The organism is Larsenimonas salina (assembly GCF_023736155.1).
Classification (GTDB): Bacteria; Pseudomonadota; Gammaproteobacteria; order Pseudomonadales; family Halomonadaceae; genus Larsenimonas; species Larsenimonas salina.
Map to the genome: position 1 here is coordinate 13,335 of NZ_JAMLJJ010000005.1, position 13,469 is coordinate 26,803.

Annotated in this window: 11 protein-coding genes; 5 read left to right on the top strand and 6 right to left on the bottom strand. The window is 61.2% G+C overall.

All coding sequences use genetic code 11. The annotated features are described in order from the left end of the window. Window positions 1–231: 231 nt before the first annotated feature. The 4 genes from NAT23_RS10585 to NAT23_RS10600 all read right to left on the bottom strand — a co-directional run bounded on the left by NAT23_RS10585 (window position 232) and on the right by NAT23_RS10600 (window position 3,439). The gene (locus NAT23_RS10585) at window positions 232–903 is read right to left on the bottom strand and encodes a helix-turn-helix transcriptional regulator (protein ID WP_251928133.1); all 672 of its coding nucleotides are present in this window, start codon (window positions 901–903) and stop codon (window positions 232–234) included. Between the two features lie 95 nt (window positions 904–998). Next, entirely contained in the window at window positions 999–1,769 is a 771-nt protein-coding gene (locus NAT23_RS10590; protein WP_251928135.1) for an SDR family oxidoreductase, read from the bottom strand. Between the two features lie 73 nt (window positions 1,770–1,842). Further along, window positions 1,843–2,631 (bottom strand): SDR family NAD(P)-dependent oxidoreductase, encoded by a 789-nt coding sequence (locus NAT23_RS10595; RefSeq protein ID WP_251928137.1) that lies wholly within the window; start codon window positions 2,629–2,631, stop codon window positions 1,843–1,845. Further along, entirely contained in the window at window positions 2,621–3,439 is an 819-nt protein-coding gene (locus NAT23_RS10600) for a MoaF C-terminal domain-containing protein (RefSeq protein WP_251928138.1), read from the bottom strand. The genes NAT23_RS10595 and NAT23_RS10600 overlap by 11 nt, the downstream gene beginning before the upstream one ends. Before the next feature lie 258 nt (window positions 3,440–3,697). Between NAT23_RS10600 and NAT23_RS10605 the strand changes: the two genes are divergently transcribed. Further along, a complete protein-coding gene (locus NAT23_RS10605; protein WP_251928139.1) occupies window positions 3,698–5,092 on the top strand; it encodes an APC family permease in 1,395 nt (464 codons plus the stop codon). A 280-nt stretch (window positions 5,093–5,372) separates the two neighbouring features. After that, window positions 5,373–6,767 carry an APC family permease gene (locus tag NAT23_RS10610; RefSeq protein WP_251928140.1) on the top strand — a complete coding sequence of 465 codons (1,395 nt, stop codon included), beginning with the start codon at window positions 5,373–5,375 and terminating at the stop codon, window positions 6,765–6,767. 151 nt (window positions 6,768–6,918) lie between these two features. Here NAT23_RS10610 and NAT23_RS10615 read toward each other — a convergent pair whose 3' ends face one another. Together NAT23_RS10615 and hpaR are read right to left on the bottom strand one after the other, a co-directional pair. Continuing rightward, window positions 6,919–8,532: a GMC family oxidoreductase gene (locus NAT23_RS10615; RefSeq protein ID WP_251928141.1), complete on the bottom strand. Its 1,614-nt coding sequence runs from the start codon at window positions 8,530–8,532 to the stop codon at window positions 6,919–6,921. A gap of 191 nt (window positions 8,533–8,723) precedes the next feature. Beyond that, on the bottom strand, window positions 8,724–9,158 hold the full coding sequence (hpaR, locus tag NAT23_RS10620; protein ID WP_251928142.1) for a homoprotocatechuate degradation operon regulator HpaR: 435 nt from the start codon (window positions 9,156–9,158) through the stop codon (window positions 8,724–8,726). 375 nt (window positions 9,159–9,533) lie between these two features. Here hpaR and NAT23_RS10625 point away from each other — a divergent pair, with 375 nt between their 5' ends. From NAT23_RS10625 to NAT23_RS10635, 3 genes are all read left to right on the top strand, one after another. Next, window positions 9,534–10,517, top strand: coding sequence for a helix-turn-helix domain-containing protein (locus NAT23_RS10625; protein WP_251928143.1), 984 nt, complete (start codon window positions 9,534–9,536; stop codon window positions 10,515–10,517). A 205-nt stretch (window positions 10,518–10,722) separates the two neighbouring features. Then, window positions 10,723–11,937, top strand: a complete 1,215-nt coding sequence (locus tag NAT23_RS10630) for an MFS transporter (protein WP_251928144.1) — start codon at window positions 10,723–10,725, stop codon at window positions 11,935–11,937. Window positions 11,938–11,939: 2 nt separating this feature from the next. Next, window positions 11,940–13,385 carry an amidase gene (locus tag NAT23_RS10635; protein ID WP_251928145.1) on the top strand — a complete coding sequence of 482 codons (1,446 nt, stop codon included), beginning with the start codon at window positions 11,940–11,942 and terminating at the stop codon, window positions 13,383–13,385. Window positions 13,386–13,469: the final 84 nt, after the last annotated feature.

Below are 13,469 nucleotides of genomic sequence, written 5' to 3' on the forward strand. Positions count from 1 at the left end.
AGCCATTCAAGGGCATCGAGTGCGAGGTCGTCGCTTTCCTGCGCCTGTGTTTCCTGCCTCAGTGTATCTGCCTCTTCACTTACGGCGCGGAAGTGTGGCCGCGCGGCAAGTCGTAATCGATGCGGAGCTCGCGGAGGAGAATTTCAGCGGCGCGCGAGGGCTGGGGAGAGGCGATGAGCGTAGAGAGTCGTGGGCATGAGCGCATTCTTGCGGCATGGGAAAGCGTATAGGTTATAGATAGAGCCGGCTGACAAGCTCGGTACGGTTGGTGACATTGAGCTTGCGGTAGAGGTGATCGAGGTGCGTCTTGACCGTGGAGGGGGCGATGCCGAGCGCGCGGGCCATGGCCTTGTTGCTCAGGCCCTGACGCAGCAGCGGCACGAGCTGGGCCTCACGCTCTGTAAGCGTCGCGGGCACCGGCTCGGCCAGCGCCGGGGCGGGTTCAAAAACGCGCTGCGCGACGGCCAGTTGCAGCATTTCCTGAAGCGATTGCAGGGCGTCGAGCTCATGGGGGGTAAACCGGCCAAACCGTGATTTTCTCAGAAGCGAGATGCCAAGCACCGGGCGGTTCTGGGTGTAGAACAGCACTTCGGTCACGTCGACGACGTCGTGTTGACTCAGAAAGGTCTGATAGCCCTCGTTGTGTTGGCGCGATTGAAGCGCCTGCGCGTCACGAAGCGGTACGACCTGACGGCCGAGTCGCTGACAGAGGCTGGGCTGAAGCGGGTCAAGATGGCGGTAGCGACGGAGATAGCTGTCGTGCATCTGGGCGTGCCCGCCGTGCAGCTGGAAATCGCAGGCGCTGAGGCCATCATCGATGCGGTAGAACGCCGCGAGCGAGGCAGGCACAGCGCGCGTGAATGCGTTCAGACAGTACGCGCCAAGGTCTTTTGGAGACTGCATGGCTGGCCGACTCCCTGTTGGTTGAGATCACCAACATAACGAGCCGGCCGTGTGGGGGCAACGTGAATTTGTCGCCACGGGGGCCTTTCGATAGCTCAGCCTAGGGCGGTCACGCTTTCCGGCAGCAGGGCGCCGCCATCGACGATGATGGTCTGGCCGGTGATGTATTTTGCCAGATCGGACCCCAGAAACAGCATGGCGTTGGCGATGTCTTCGGGCGCGCCGAGATGGCCCAGCGGAATGCCGCGCTCAAGGCTCCGGCTGAGTTCGTCGTCGCCGAGGTTGTCCATCGCAGGCGTTCGGATCATGCCAGGCTCAACGCCGTTGATGCGGATGCCTGAGCCCCCCATTTCGAGCGCGGTGTTGCGAATGAAGCCGTTGACCGCGGCCTTGGAGGCGGCGTAATGGCTAAGCCCGGGGTAGGCGACCCGGTTACCGGTGACAGACGAGGTGCACAGGATCACGCCCTTGCCCTGCTGCTCGAAGCGCGGAAGCAGCGCCTGCGTCATCCAGAACAGCGACTGTACGTTGACGGCAAAGGTGCGCTCGACCCGCTCGCGGGTGAGGTCCTTGAACGGGGTCAGCGGGAAGTAGCCGGCGTTGTGCACCAGCACGTCGATCGGCTCGCTTGCCTCGATCATATCGCGGGTGGCGGTCTCATCGGAAAGGTCCACGCCGTAGGCCGTGACCTGGTGGCCGTCAGCCGTGAGTCGCTCGGCCACGCTTTGGGCCCGTTCCTCGTTGATGTCGGCAAGCGTGATGCGGGCGCCGGCTTCGGCGAAACGGGTCACGATGGCTTCACCAATGCCCTGGGCACCGCCGGTCACCAATACGTGCTGGCCGCTGTAATCGATGCTGATACTCATGAACGGACTCCTGTTGGCAAATTCAGGGCGGCCGGGCCGTGACTGGCCGGGCCGCCCTCAATGATCGTCCCTGTCAGAGGGCTTCGAACGGCAGGGTCGGGGTGTCGACCACGTGGGAGCCGCCGTCGGCCATGATCATGCTGCCGGTAATGATGGCCGAGGCCGGGCCGATCAGGAAGTCGCAGATGCTGGCGATTTCCTCGGCGCTTGCCGGCCGACGCAGCGGAACATTTTGGGTCACGCGGGCATAGGCGTCATCGAGCGACTCGTTGTAGTGCGCCATCAATGGCTGCATTTCCTCGTCGGCCATCGGTGTTCGAATCCAGCCCGGGCAGACACAGTTGACGCGTACGCCCTTGGGCCCGAAATCGCGGGCCATTGAGCGCGTCAGCCCGACAATCGCATGCTTGGCGGTGGTATAGCCGCACACTTCACCGCCGGCCTGGAACGAGGCCAAGGACCCCAAAAGCACCATGGTGCCCTGCTGCTTCATCAGATGCGGCAGGCACGCGCGCGCGCTGTAGAACGCGGTGTCCAGGTTCAGACGCATCGACAGCTGCCAGTCGTCGTCGGTCATCTCGGTGGCCGTACCCAGGCCGTGGCCGCCGGCGCTCAAGATCAGGCTGTCGATGCGGCCGTAGGTCTCGAGAATCTGCTGGCAGAAGCCTTCCCAGTCCGATGAGCTGGAGGCGTCGCCTGAGAGCGCGAGCCCGCCGGTTTCCTCGGCCAGCGCCTCGAGCGGTGCCTTGCGGCGCCCGATCAGGACGACGTTGTGGCCGAGCGCGGCCTGCTGGCGCGCGCAGGCCTCACCCACACCGGTACCGGCACCGGTAATGACGATGGTCCGTTTTTCAGTGCTCATCGGGATACTCCGTGTCGTTCAGACGCTGGCAGTAGGAGGCCATCGGGAAGTTGGCAAGCGGTGCGTCTTCGGTGTCGCCGACGCCGAAGATCTTGCCGTCACTGCGATGGTTCTGCTCGTCGATCATGACGATGCCAAGCGTCGGTACGATCTTTTCACGCCAGATGAACAGATACAGGTCCTCGGTGATCTTGTAATAGTGGCAGCGGTCGGTGTCGCACAGGTTTTTTTCCACGCCCTTGAGGCAGTGCCAGGTGTAGAAGTTCTCGTTGAGGTAGACGTGCTCGTACACCTCTGTCGGGCTGTAGCGATAGAGGTTGCGCACCCCGATAAGCTCGTCGGTGATGGCGTGCGGGCAAACGCCTTCGCTGTAGGCCTGGTTGACGGCGCCGTGGCTGATCTCGACGTTGACGTCGGTCAGGGCGCGTCCACCGAGGGCGCGCTCGTAAAGACCGGTCTTGATCACATCGAAGGTCGGCAGGGTGCCGACGACCTGAGTGTAGCTGTCGCTCAGGGTGTCGAGCACGACGGTGTAGGACGTGGTCGGCTTTTGGCGCTCATCCAGCCAGTCCAGCAGGTAAACGCCCTGACGCAGCGATGTGATACGGACCTGCACGGGGTCGCCATCGTCGACGCGAAGCTGATCCTGATCGACGTTGAGGCTTCGAACGCCGCCGTTGGCGTCATGCAGCTCGATTTTCTTGCCGCTGAGGTCGGCCGAGTTATCGAGGGCGTAGGAGCCGGTCTCGAAGCCCTTTTCAAGGCCGGTTACTGAAATCCAGTCGGTGGAGGAAGAATTTGTTGTCATGGTGTTATCTCCTTGGGCCTCTTTTAAAAAACGGCGATGGATAGCCGTTAACATCTTTATCCTCGGCGCTCATGCGTCATTGAGATATCCCCTGAATGGGGGAGAGCGACCATGGTCGAAGCCGGTCAGAAGCAAGGCAGGCAGGGGAAAATTTCTGGCACCCCCGAACAAGAACGAGCGAACGCCAGGGTGCAGATTGAGAGTTAGTTTGTCCGTGTACGCCAAACAATAATTAGATCGGCCAGGAGAATACTCATCATGACAGGCACTTCAAAGGCAGGGGCAGTGCCCCGAGCAGGCACTCTCACGGAGCCACGCATCGGCTTTAAGACCATGATCGCGATCTGCGTGGGCACTGTAGTAGTGCAGGGCGCCATGGCGTCCGCGCTGTTGGGGTTCGGCATCGGCGGCGTGAGTTTTCTGGCCGCCATGCTGGTAGCGACGCTGCTTGCCGTCTGCAACGCAATGACGTTTTCAGAACTTTCCCTGATGTATCCGCAGGCGGGCACGCTTGCCACCTACACCCAGAAGGCCATCGGCCATTTTCCGGCGATTGTGTCGGTCTACGCAGGCTATGTGGTGGTGGCGATCTTTGCGATCCCGGCCGAATTTCTGCTGGTGGATGCGCTTTTACAGATGCTGTTCCCTGAAACGTTGCCCTCGCACGTGGTGCCGGTTTTGCTGCTGGCGACACTTGCCGTGCTCAACATTCTTGGCACGGACGTGTTCGCCAAGCTTCAGAACGTGTTCACCTTCGCAATGATCGTCGCCATCTTTTTGGTGGGCGCCACGGCGCTGATTCAGTCGCCTTCTCCAGAGGTGGCTCAAGCCGCGGCCGGCATCGACTCGGGCATTGGCGGTATCCTCGATGGCAGTTTCATCGGCCTGGTGGCGCTTGCGATGTGGATGTTTGTTGGCTGTGAGTTTGTCTGTCCGATGATCAACGATGTTCGCCAGCCCGAAAAGCGCATCCCCCGGGCCATGTTCCTGTCGCTTGGCATCGTGTTTGTTTTGTTTTCATTGTTCTGTTTGGGCGCCGGGCATTATCTCTCGACCGAAACGTTGACCACCTCGCCGCTGCCGTATCTTGATCTTGTCGATGGTGTGTTCGGTCAGGCCGGGTTGATCATTGCGACTGTGATGGGCATCACCGCAACCTGCAGTACGGTCAACACGGTGCTTGCAGCGGTGCCGCGGATGATCTCGGGCATGGCCGATAACGGTCAGGCGTTCGCGATCATGGGCAAGATGCACCCACGCTATGACACGCCCTGGGTCAGTATCGTCTTTCTGGCGGTTGCCGTGCTTATTCCTTTCCTGTTGATCCAGCCCGATCAGATCATTTCGCTGGTGATCGCGGCCGCGACCAGCTGGCTTCTGGCCTATATCGTGGCGCACATCGATGTGATCGTGCTGCGTCGTCGTCGGCCCGAGCATAAGCGCCCCTATCGCACGCCGTTCTATCCGCTGCCGCAGATCGCCGGCATCGTCGGCATGGCCTATGTGGCCGCCAACGCCTCGCCCTCACCGGACATGACCGGCCTGATCTATACGCTTTTGGGGGTGGTGCTGGGCATCGTTAGTTTGATCGCGATCGTTTGGGTCAAGTTCAAGATGAAAAAAGGGCTGTTCGAGCCGGACATGAGCGATTGATGGTCTTGGTAGCGCGACGCGCCGTCAGGCGTTAAAGGACTCCTCTTGCGCGTCTGTACTCAGGCGCGCTTTTTTTTATGTGGCCGGCAAGGGGTCCATAAGAGATGGCTCAAAAAGGAGGGATGCAAGGACGTGGCGCAAGGCAGCGAAAGAAAAATTTCTGGCATGAGCAAACAAGAATGACCTGCGCATCCGGCGCATCTTGAGAGATTCACTATGTGGCGCCGTGCCGGTGTCTGCCAACAATAAGTCAAGACGTGCTCCCTGGAGGTTTCTTATCATGCTCGACACCACGACAGCGAAGCCGGTGGCCTCGACCGATGTGCCGGTTCGACAGGCCATCGGCTTCAAGACCATGATCGCGGTATGCGTCGGATGTGTGGTCGTACAGGGCGCCATGGCGTCCGCGTTGATGGGCTTTGGCCTCGGGGGTGTGAGCTTTCTGGCGGCCATGCTGGTGGCGGCACTTCTCGCCCTGTGTAACGCCATGAGTTTCTCGGAACTCTCGCTGATGTATCCGCAGGCGGGCACGCTTGCGACCTACACTCAAAAGGCCATCGGTCACTTTCCGGCAATCGTCTCGGTCTTTTCAGGCTACGTGGTGGTGGCGATGTTTGGGCTCTCCGCCGAGCTTCTATTGGTCGATGCCCTGCTTCAGACGCTGTTTCCCGAGGCGTTGCCGCCGCATCTGGTCCCGTTGTTGCTGTTGGGAGCTCTTGCCCTGCTCAACATTCTGGGCACCGACGTATTTGCCAAGCTTCAGAACGTGTTCACCTTCGCAATGATTGCCGCCATTTTGATCGTCGGAGCAACGGCGCTCATTCAGCCTGCGACCCCAAGCGTTGCCGAGGCCGCGGCGGGCATTGGCTGGGGTGCCGGTGGTATTGTCGATGGCAGCTTCATCGGTCTGGTGGCGCTTGCGATGTGGCTGTTTGTCGGCTGTGAGTTCATTTGCCCGATGATCAATGACATTCGCCAGCCCGAAAAGCGCATTCCCCGGGCCATGTTTTTGTCACTCGGCATCATCTTTGTACTGTTCATGCTGTTCTGTCTGGGCGCCGGGCACTATCTCTCGAGCGAGACCATGACCACCTCGCCATTGCCGTATCTCGATCTGGTCGATGGTGTGTTCGGTCAGGCCGGGTTGATCATCGCGACCGTGATGGGGCTGACCGCAACCTGCAGTACGGTCAATACCGTGCTGGCCTCGGTGCCGCGCATGCTGTCTGGTATGGCCGATAACGGCCAGGCGTTTGGCATCATGGGGAAACGGCACCCACGTTATAACACCCCGTGGGTCGGTATCCTGTTTCTGGCCGCGATCGTTGCTATCCCCTTCTTGCTGGTCAAGCCGGACAACATCGTCATTCTATTGATCGGGGCCTCCACCAGCTGGCTTCTGGCCTACATCGTCGCGCACGTCGATGTGATGGTGCTGCGTCGCCGTCGGCCCGGACATCGCCGCCCGTACCGCACGCCGTTCTATCCGCTGCCGCAACTGCTGGGCATCGTCGGCATGGGCTATGTGGCTGCCAATGCGTCGCCGTCCCCGGACATGACCGGGCTGGTCTACACCCTGCTCGGGGTGGTGCTCGGTATCGTCAGTCTGATCGCGCTGATCTGGGTCAAGTTCAAGATGAAAAAGGGGCTTTTCGAGCCGGACATCAGCGAGTAGGCGGGCACGCATGAACTGGGCGAGTCGTCGGGTGCGCATGAACCAAGCAAGTCGGCGGGCGCTCATGAACCAAGCAAGTCGGCGGGCGCTCATGAATAAGAAGACCCCACTGAGGTGGGGTCGTTTCTGTCAGTGTCAGGCGGCGATATCGTCAGACGTCGGCGATGATGTGGTCGGCGCCCTTTTCCGCCACGGCAATGGTCGGGGCGTTGGTGTTGCCGCCGGGCAGGGTGGGAAAGACCGAGCAGTCGATGACGCGCAGACCATTGACGCCATGAACCTTGAGCTCGAGGTCAACGACCGACGTTTCAGCGTCTGGCCCCATGCGACAGGTGCCAACCGGATGGTAGGTGGTCTTGCAGTATTGGCGCACGAAGGCCTCCAGTGCCGGCTGACTTTCGGCGGCGTCTTGTGTCATCAGGTGGCGGGCTTCGGGCGGTGAAAAGACCTCGTCGATGACGCCTGACAGTGCGGGAGTGTCGAGCAGCGCAAGCCCCGCGCGCAGGGCACGAACCTGGTGCTCGACGTCCTCGGGGGCGGCAAGGAAGTTGGCGTTGATGGCGGTACTGCCTGAATGGGTAAGGCGGACCGTGCCCCGTGAGGCCGGGCGAAGGTGACCGACCTTGAGTGTGATGCCGTGAGTGCGACCCTTGCCGATGCCGTTGGGGTCATCCCAGGTATCGAGTACGGGCATGAAGTGAATCTGGGTGTCCGGGCGGCCTTCATTGTTGGTGTCGAGGAAGGCGCCGCCTTCCAGCACGTTGGAGGTCATGAGTCCGCTTCGGTGCATCAGCCATTCGCCGCCGTGGCGTAGCGCCTTGATGCCAGTGTCCTGGCCATAGAGCGAGGTCGGCGCCTTGAGCGATGCGTTGATCGAGAGGTGCAGGTGATCCTGAAGGTTATCGCCCACCGGGAGGTCACTGAGGCACTCGATGCCGTGCTCGGCGAGGTGGTCGCGGTGGCCGATGCCGGATTGCATCAAGATCCTGGGGCTGCCGATGGCGCCTGCGCTCAGAATCACTTCGCGGCGAGCATGCAGGGTCATTTCGCCCTTTTTGGCGTGACGCGCCTTGATGCCCGTCGCCGCTCCGCCCTCGATGATGACCCGCTCGACGTCGGTGTCGGACAGCACGGTCAGGCGCGGGTGCTTGCGCACCTGACTCAGATAGGCCTTTGACGTGCTGTAGCGTTCGCCTTCGAAGGTGGTGGTCTGATAGTAGCCGACGCCTTCGCAGGCGTTGTCGTTGAAGTCGTTGACGTAGGGTAAGCCGAGTTCCTGACCGGCCCGCACGAACGTCTGGGACAAGGGGTGGCGGTATCGGTTCTCGCTGACCTTGAGCGGGCCATCGTTGCCGTGCAGGGGGCCTGCCAACGATTCGTTGCCTTCGCTTCGAACGAAATAAGGCAGCAGGCTTTCGTAATCCCAGCCGGTGCAGCCGTAGTCATTGGCCCAGGCGTCGTAGTCGGTGCGGTGGCCGCGAATGTAGATCATGCCGTTGACCGAGCTACTGCCACCGATCAGTCGCCCCTGGGCGATGGTCATGGCGCGATTGTTGGTCGCCGCGTGCGGGGTGGTCATGTAGGGCCAGGTACGGGTCGGAATCACCTTTCCAACCGCGGCCGGCATGCGAATCAGGAGGCTCGCATCAGAACCTCCGGCTTCGACCAGCAAGACCGAGGCATCCAGGGTTTGAATCAGGCGATAGGCAAGAACGCACCCGGCCGAGCCTGCGCCAACGATAATGTAGTCATAGTCGTGTTGCATCGTATCTCCTTGATAATCAGGCGCATCGGGGCGCATCAAGAAGAAGGTAAGAGGCGGGGAGGACCGGCAATTGATTGAGCGTGCCAGACCGTTGACTGTGTATGACCGGGCGCTTAAATGCCTTTTCCATCAAGGCGTTTGGTGGCCATTCTTTAGTAGGACACCGGCTTTATACAGCGCCTGCCCGGTCGTTATTCATCAGGGTCGAGCTTTTGTACTTCGCTGAGCAGGTTCATCAGCGTGCGGTATTTCTCGGGGCCGAGGTGCTGCTGGATCTTTTGATACTGACGCATCATTTCATCCTTCATGCTTTCAAGCAGCTCGTTGCCCTTGGGCGTCAGTGTGACACACAGCCGTCGCTGATCGGTTTCGGGCTTCCAGCGATGCACCAGGCCGCTTTGCTCGAGCCGCATGAGGACACCGGTCAGGCTCGGGCGCAGGATGCAGGCGCGTTCGGCCAACTGGTAACTCTCGAGCGTTTGCTTGTCGGCCTGCCACAGAATACGAATAACGCGCCACTGCTGCTCGGTGATGTTGTTGCGGTTGAGGTGCGGCCTGAAAAAATCCATGGCGGATTCGCGGGCCTGAAGCAGGGCCAGGGTCAGGGAAGGAGTCGGACGCGCCATGTTCTGCCTTGTCTGGGAAGTCACTGAAGGAATCGTATCCTGACGTCTGAGGCCGACACTGTCGAGACCCCAGCTGCGAATATAGGGCGTCGACCTTGGTCGCGCGGTGCGTAAGCCTTGGCCGAACCGGTCGCTGGCCGTTTCGAGGCTTAAGACGTCACCGACCATGGTGCATGGTGCCCTTATCGGGTTTCTGGGAGGATCAAACGATCGGGAATCACGCGTCAGGGAATAAAACGTCGCCAGAAAATCAAAACAACAGGAAGCCTGCGCCTTTGTCGATGGATCCTGCACCTTTATCGATGGATCGCGGCAGCAGCCAACAGGGAATTTGCGACGGCTTCGCACTTACACTCGTTCAACGAGGATGCGCTCATGGCCATATTGACGACCCCATGCCTGGAACCGGCCCCCACCTCAAGGGTCATTCGGCACCACACTTACAGTGTCCAGCAGCACGTAGCGGGCTATCAGGGCTGGGACCTGCACGTCATGCAGCTGTCGGAAGGTCGCTTTGATGGTGAGATTACCTTCGTCGACCTGGAAGGCGTGCGGGTGGTCAGAGATCAGAGCAGCCAGGCCATGCTCAAACAGGGTGGGTTGAAAAGCACATCGGTCAGCTTCAGCTTTCCGCTGGTGCGGCCGGAGACGCCTCTGATCTGTCAGGGCAAGAGCTACCCCGGTGCCGGCATTCTGGCCATTCGTGGCGGCGAGCTGCCCGAAATTCGCGTGGCCGCCGGGCTGGATCTTCTGTCGATGAGCGTCGATTATCCCTATCTTGCTACGCTTCTTCATGGCCCAGATGCACCAATCGAGGGGCTTTTGACCGGCCCCAACTACCTGCCGACCACCACCGACTATCAGGCACTTTCGCAGCTGTTTGAGCTTACCTGCAGGACACTGTCACAGGCGCCACCGCCGGCGCTGATTCGTGAGCTGCGTGATGCGTTCGTCGGCCACATGCTCGATGCGCTCGAATACGGCGAGGTCGAGCCGGTCACGCCGTCGGCGCGAAAGCGTGTGGTCGACCGGGCCCGCGAGGTCATCGCCGCCCACGACAGCGAGCCGATCGCCATTCCCTCCCTGTGTCACCAGATCGGCGTCAGCCGTCGCAAGCTCCAGTACTGTTTTCAGGAGTGTATCGGTGTCAGCCCCTACACCTATGTGCGCTTGTTTCGACTCAACGCCATTCATCGGGCGCTGACCTACGGTGATGACGACATGCGCGTGCAGGACGAGGCCGCCCGCTGGGGCTTTTTCCATCTGGGTCGGTTTTCGATGGAATATCGCCGGCTGTTCGGTGAGCGGCCTTCCGATACCCTTAATCGGGCGCGTCGAAATCGTGCCATATCCGGATAACGACTCGTCATGCTCGAGTCATAAGCTGAAGCATGACTTCAGCGAATGAAGGAGCCGGTGATGACGACAGTGCACTTCTTGGACAAGCCTCGTTCCAGGGTAGGCCTCTCGGGCCGGCCTCGCGGCGATCGACCTCACCGCATGAGGCGCGCCTCAGTGCGCAGCCTGCGACAACGTGGTACCACGGCTTCATCAGGAGGGCGTCATGGCTACGCCATCCTCGAGCAGCGCGCTCAGCGCGCGTGACGCCTCCCTGCTGCTGTGCAGCAGCCTGGCACTGGTCGGGTCTCTGCTGGTGAGCCCTTCGATGCCGCGGCTGATGGCGTCGGTCATGCCTTCGCTTCATATACCGTCTGCCTGGCACTCGTTGGTCTCATCGACTCCCGCACTGGCCATTGCGCTGTTCGCGCCATTTGCCGGCTGGCTTGCCGATCGCATTGATCGAAAACATCTGTTGGTGGGCGCGCTTTCGGCCTATGGCGTGCTGGGTGTGCTTCCGGTCTGGCTTGATAGCCTTGAAGGCGTTATCGGGGCGCGGCTCGTGTTTGGCGCCTGTGAGGCTTTGGTGCTGACCGTTTGTCTTTCCCTGATGGCCGATCACGTTCAAGGCCCTCGGCGACTGCGCCTTGTGGGTCAACAGGCAGTTGTCGTATCGCTTGCGGGCACGTTCCTGTATGGCGTCGTGGCCGGGGTGGGCGCCGCGACCTGGCAGATGCCGTTTTATCTGTACGTGCTGGCGCTGCCGTTGGTGCCTGTGATTATCAAGCGGGTAAAGGCCTCGGCCGTTGATCAGGACATGGCACTGCCTCATCGGCTCAGCCTGCCTGCGCTGGCGGCGGGGTGCGCTCTGATCGCGATGGGCATGATGCTGAGTTACGCCGTTCCTCAAGCGTTGCCGACAGTTATGGCGTCTCTTTCCATCGAGTCGAATACGCTGAGCGTACTGGCCATTACAGCGGGGCTTTTTTGTTCGCTATTGGGCGCGCTGCTGTGGCGCCCGGTGCATGCCGTGTTCGGTACTCTGGGGTGTTGCGCGCTGCTTTTTGCACTCATGGCCATCGGGTTTGTCGCACTGACGATTACCGCGGACTACGTATCGCTGATCGTTGCGATCGCAATCCATGGGTTCGGCGTTGGCCTTTTGGTGCCGACTGCCCTGGCGCTGGCCATGAACGCTTTGACGCCTTCAACGCGAGGACGGGGGCTTGGGCTGTTCATTGGCTGCCTTTATCTCGGACAGGGTCTGAGTTTTGCAGTGGTGCTCGTGGCCGCCGACTTAGGCGGTAGCGTCGAGGTCGGCATGGTGACTCTGGCTGTCTTGGCCGCGGTATGTGCCCTGGGTTCTGGTTTATCCGCGCTTAATGTCTCAAGCGCATCATCAACGTGCACCAACGCGATTTTCGGTGACTCAGGAGAGTGACAATGACACAAGACGTTCAACATCTACTGGATACACACGACGGCCTGGGGCTTGCTCAATGTGTCAAAACGGGCGATGTCACGGGCGAGCAACTGCTTGATGGCGTGATCGAGCGCCTTGAGAAGGTCGAGCCAAGCCTTAATGCGGTGGTCGACCGGCTTTATGACGCGGCGCGCGAGGAAAGCCGCAAGCCACATGCGGCCGGCCAGCCCTTTGCCGGGGTGCCGACGCTGGTCAAGGATCTTTTCTCGCCGCTGGAAGGCGCCCGCATGACACAGGGCTCCATTGTCGGCGGTGACGCCAAGGCCGAGTTCGACGCCGAAGCCGTGGCGCGCCTGCGTCGTGCGGGCTGCCTGTTGATGGGCACCAGCACCTCGCCGGAATTCGGCACGTCCTATACCACCGAATCCACCCGTCATGGCGCCACGCGCAACCCTTGGGACCTCGAGCGCAGCACCGGCGGTTCCAGCGGTGGCGCTGCGGCGCTGGTGGCGGCCCGGGTCGTACCCTTCGCCCACGGCAACGATGGGGGTGGCTCACTGCGTGTGCCGTCGTCCTGCTGTGGCGTGTTCGGGTTGAAGCCGAGTCGTGGGCTGCTGCCCTCCGGGCCGATGGCCGGCGAAGGCTGGGGCGGCATGGGTACGTCTCACGCGATCACCCGTTCGGTGCGCGACAGCGCCGCCCTCCTGGATGCGACCGCAGGTACGGACCTGGGCGCGCCCTATGCTGCGCCGGTAAGTCAGAACACCTATCTGAGCGCGACCCAGCGAGCGCCGGGCCGGCTGCGTATCGGTCTGATCGACGGGCCGGACATTTCATCCGACGCCGCCGACTCGGTCCGTCACACCATTGCACTGTGTGAATCGCTCGGCCATCAGGTGGATACGGTCACGCTGCCGCTTGACTGGAACGAGTTCTACAGCCGCTGTTTTGACATCATCGGCCCCAGCACCCAGGAGCTGCTCGACACGATCGGCGGCATGCGCGGCCAGGCGGTCAAGGAAGAGGAAATCGAGCCGCGCACGCGGGTCATGCTGCGTGAGCGCGGTCACATCGACGCCACTCAATACGTCTCCGCGATCAATTACATCCATGCGCTCGGGCGCAAGGTCGCAACGACCATGGTGGAGTTCGATGTACTGCTGTCGCCGACACTTGCGCGCAAGCCGCCGGTCATCGGCACGCTGGACGCCTTCGATGACTCACTCTCACTTGATGACGTCATCCACGCGTTCCACAGCTACTGCCCGTTCACGGCGCTGTTCAACGCAACCGGTCAGCCGGCGATGTCGGTGCCGCTGTTCTGGACCGAGGACGGCCTGCCGCTGGGCAGTCATTTCGCCGGGCGTTTCGGCGAAGAGGGCCGCTTGCTCTCACTGGCCGCGCAGCTTGAGTCGGAAGCGCCGTGGGCAGGGCGCATTCCGCCGACCAACGCCTGTTCGCGCTGAGCGGGCGCTCCCTCTTTCCTCTAAAGTGACACCGGGCCCTGCCCGGTGTTTTTTTAAGGGGTGACGGCATCTACAACAACAAGA

Bases quoted from the DNA above. Each gene is read 5' to 3' on its own strand.
- NAT23_RS10585 (WP_251928133.1), bottom strand. From the start codon at position 903: ATGCAGTCTCCAAAAGACCTTGGCGCGTACTGTCTGAACGCATTCACG.
- NAT23_RS10590 (WP_251928135.1), bottom strand. From the start codon at position 1,769: ATGAGTATCAGCATCGATTACAGCGGCCAGCACGTATTGGTGACCGGC.
- NAT23_RS10595 (WP_251928137.1), bottom strand. From the start codon at position 2,631: ATGAGCACTGAAAAACGGACCATCGTCATTACCGGTGCCGGTACCGGT.
- NAT23_RS10600 (WP_251928138.1), bottom strand. From the start codon at position 3,439: ATGACAACAAATTCTTCCTCCACCGACTGGATTTCAGTAACCGGCCTT.
- NAT23_RS10605 (WP_251928139.1), top strand. From the start codon at position 3,698: ATGACAGGCACTTCAAAGGCAGGGGCAGTGCCCCGAGCAGGCACTCTC.
- NAT23_RS10610 (WP_251928140.1), top strand. From the start codon at position 5,373: ATGCTCGACACCACGACAGCGAAGCCGGTGGCCTCGACCGATGTGCCG.
- NAT23_RS10615 (WP_251928141.1), bottom strand. From the start codon at position 8,532: ATGCAACACGACTATGACTACATTATCGTTGGCGCAGGCTCGGCCGGG.
- hpaR (WP_251928142.1), bottom strand. From the start codon at position 9,158: ATGGCGCGTCCGACTCCTTCCCTGACCCTGGCCCTGCTTCAGGCCCGC.
- NAT23_RS10625 (WP_251928143.1), top strand. From the start codon at position 9,534: ATGGCCATATTGACGACCCCATGCCTGGAACCGGCCCCCACCTCAAGG.
- NAT23_RS10630 (WP_251928144.1), top strand. From the start codon at position 10,723: ATGGCTACGCCATCCTCGAGCAGCGCGCTCAGCGCGCGTGACGCCTCC.
- NAT23_RS10635 (WP_251928145.1), top strand. From the start codon at position 11,940: ATGACACAAGACGTTCAACATCTACTGGATACACACGACGGCCTGGGG.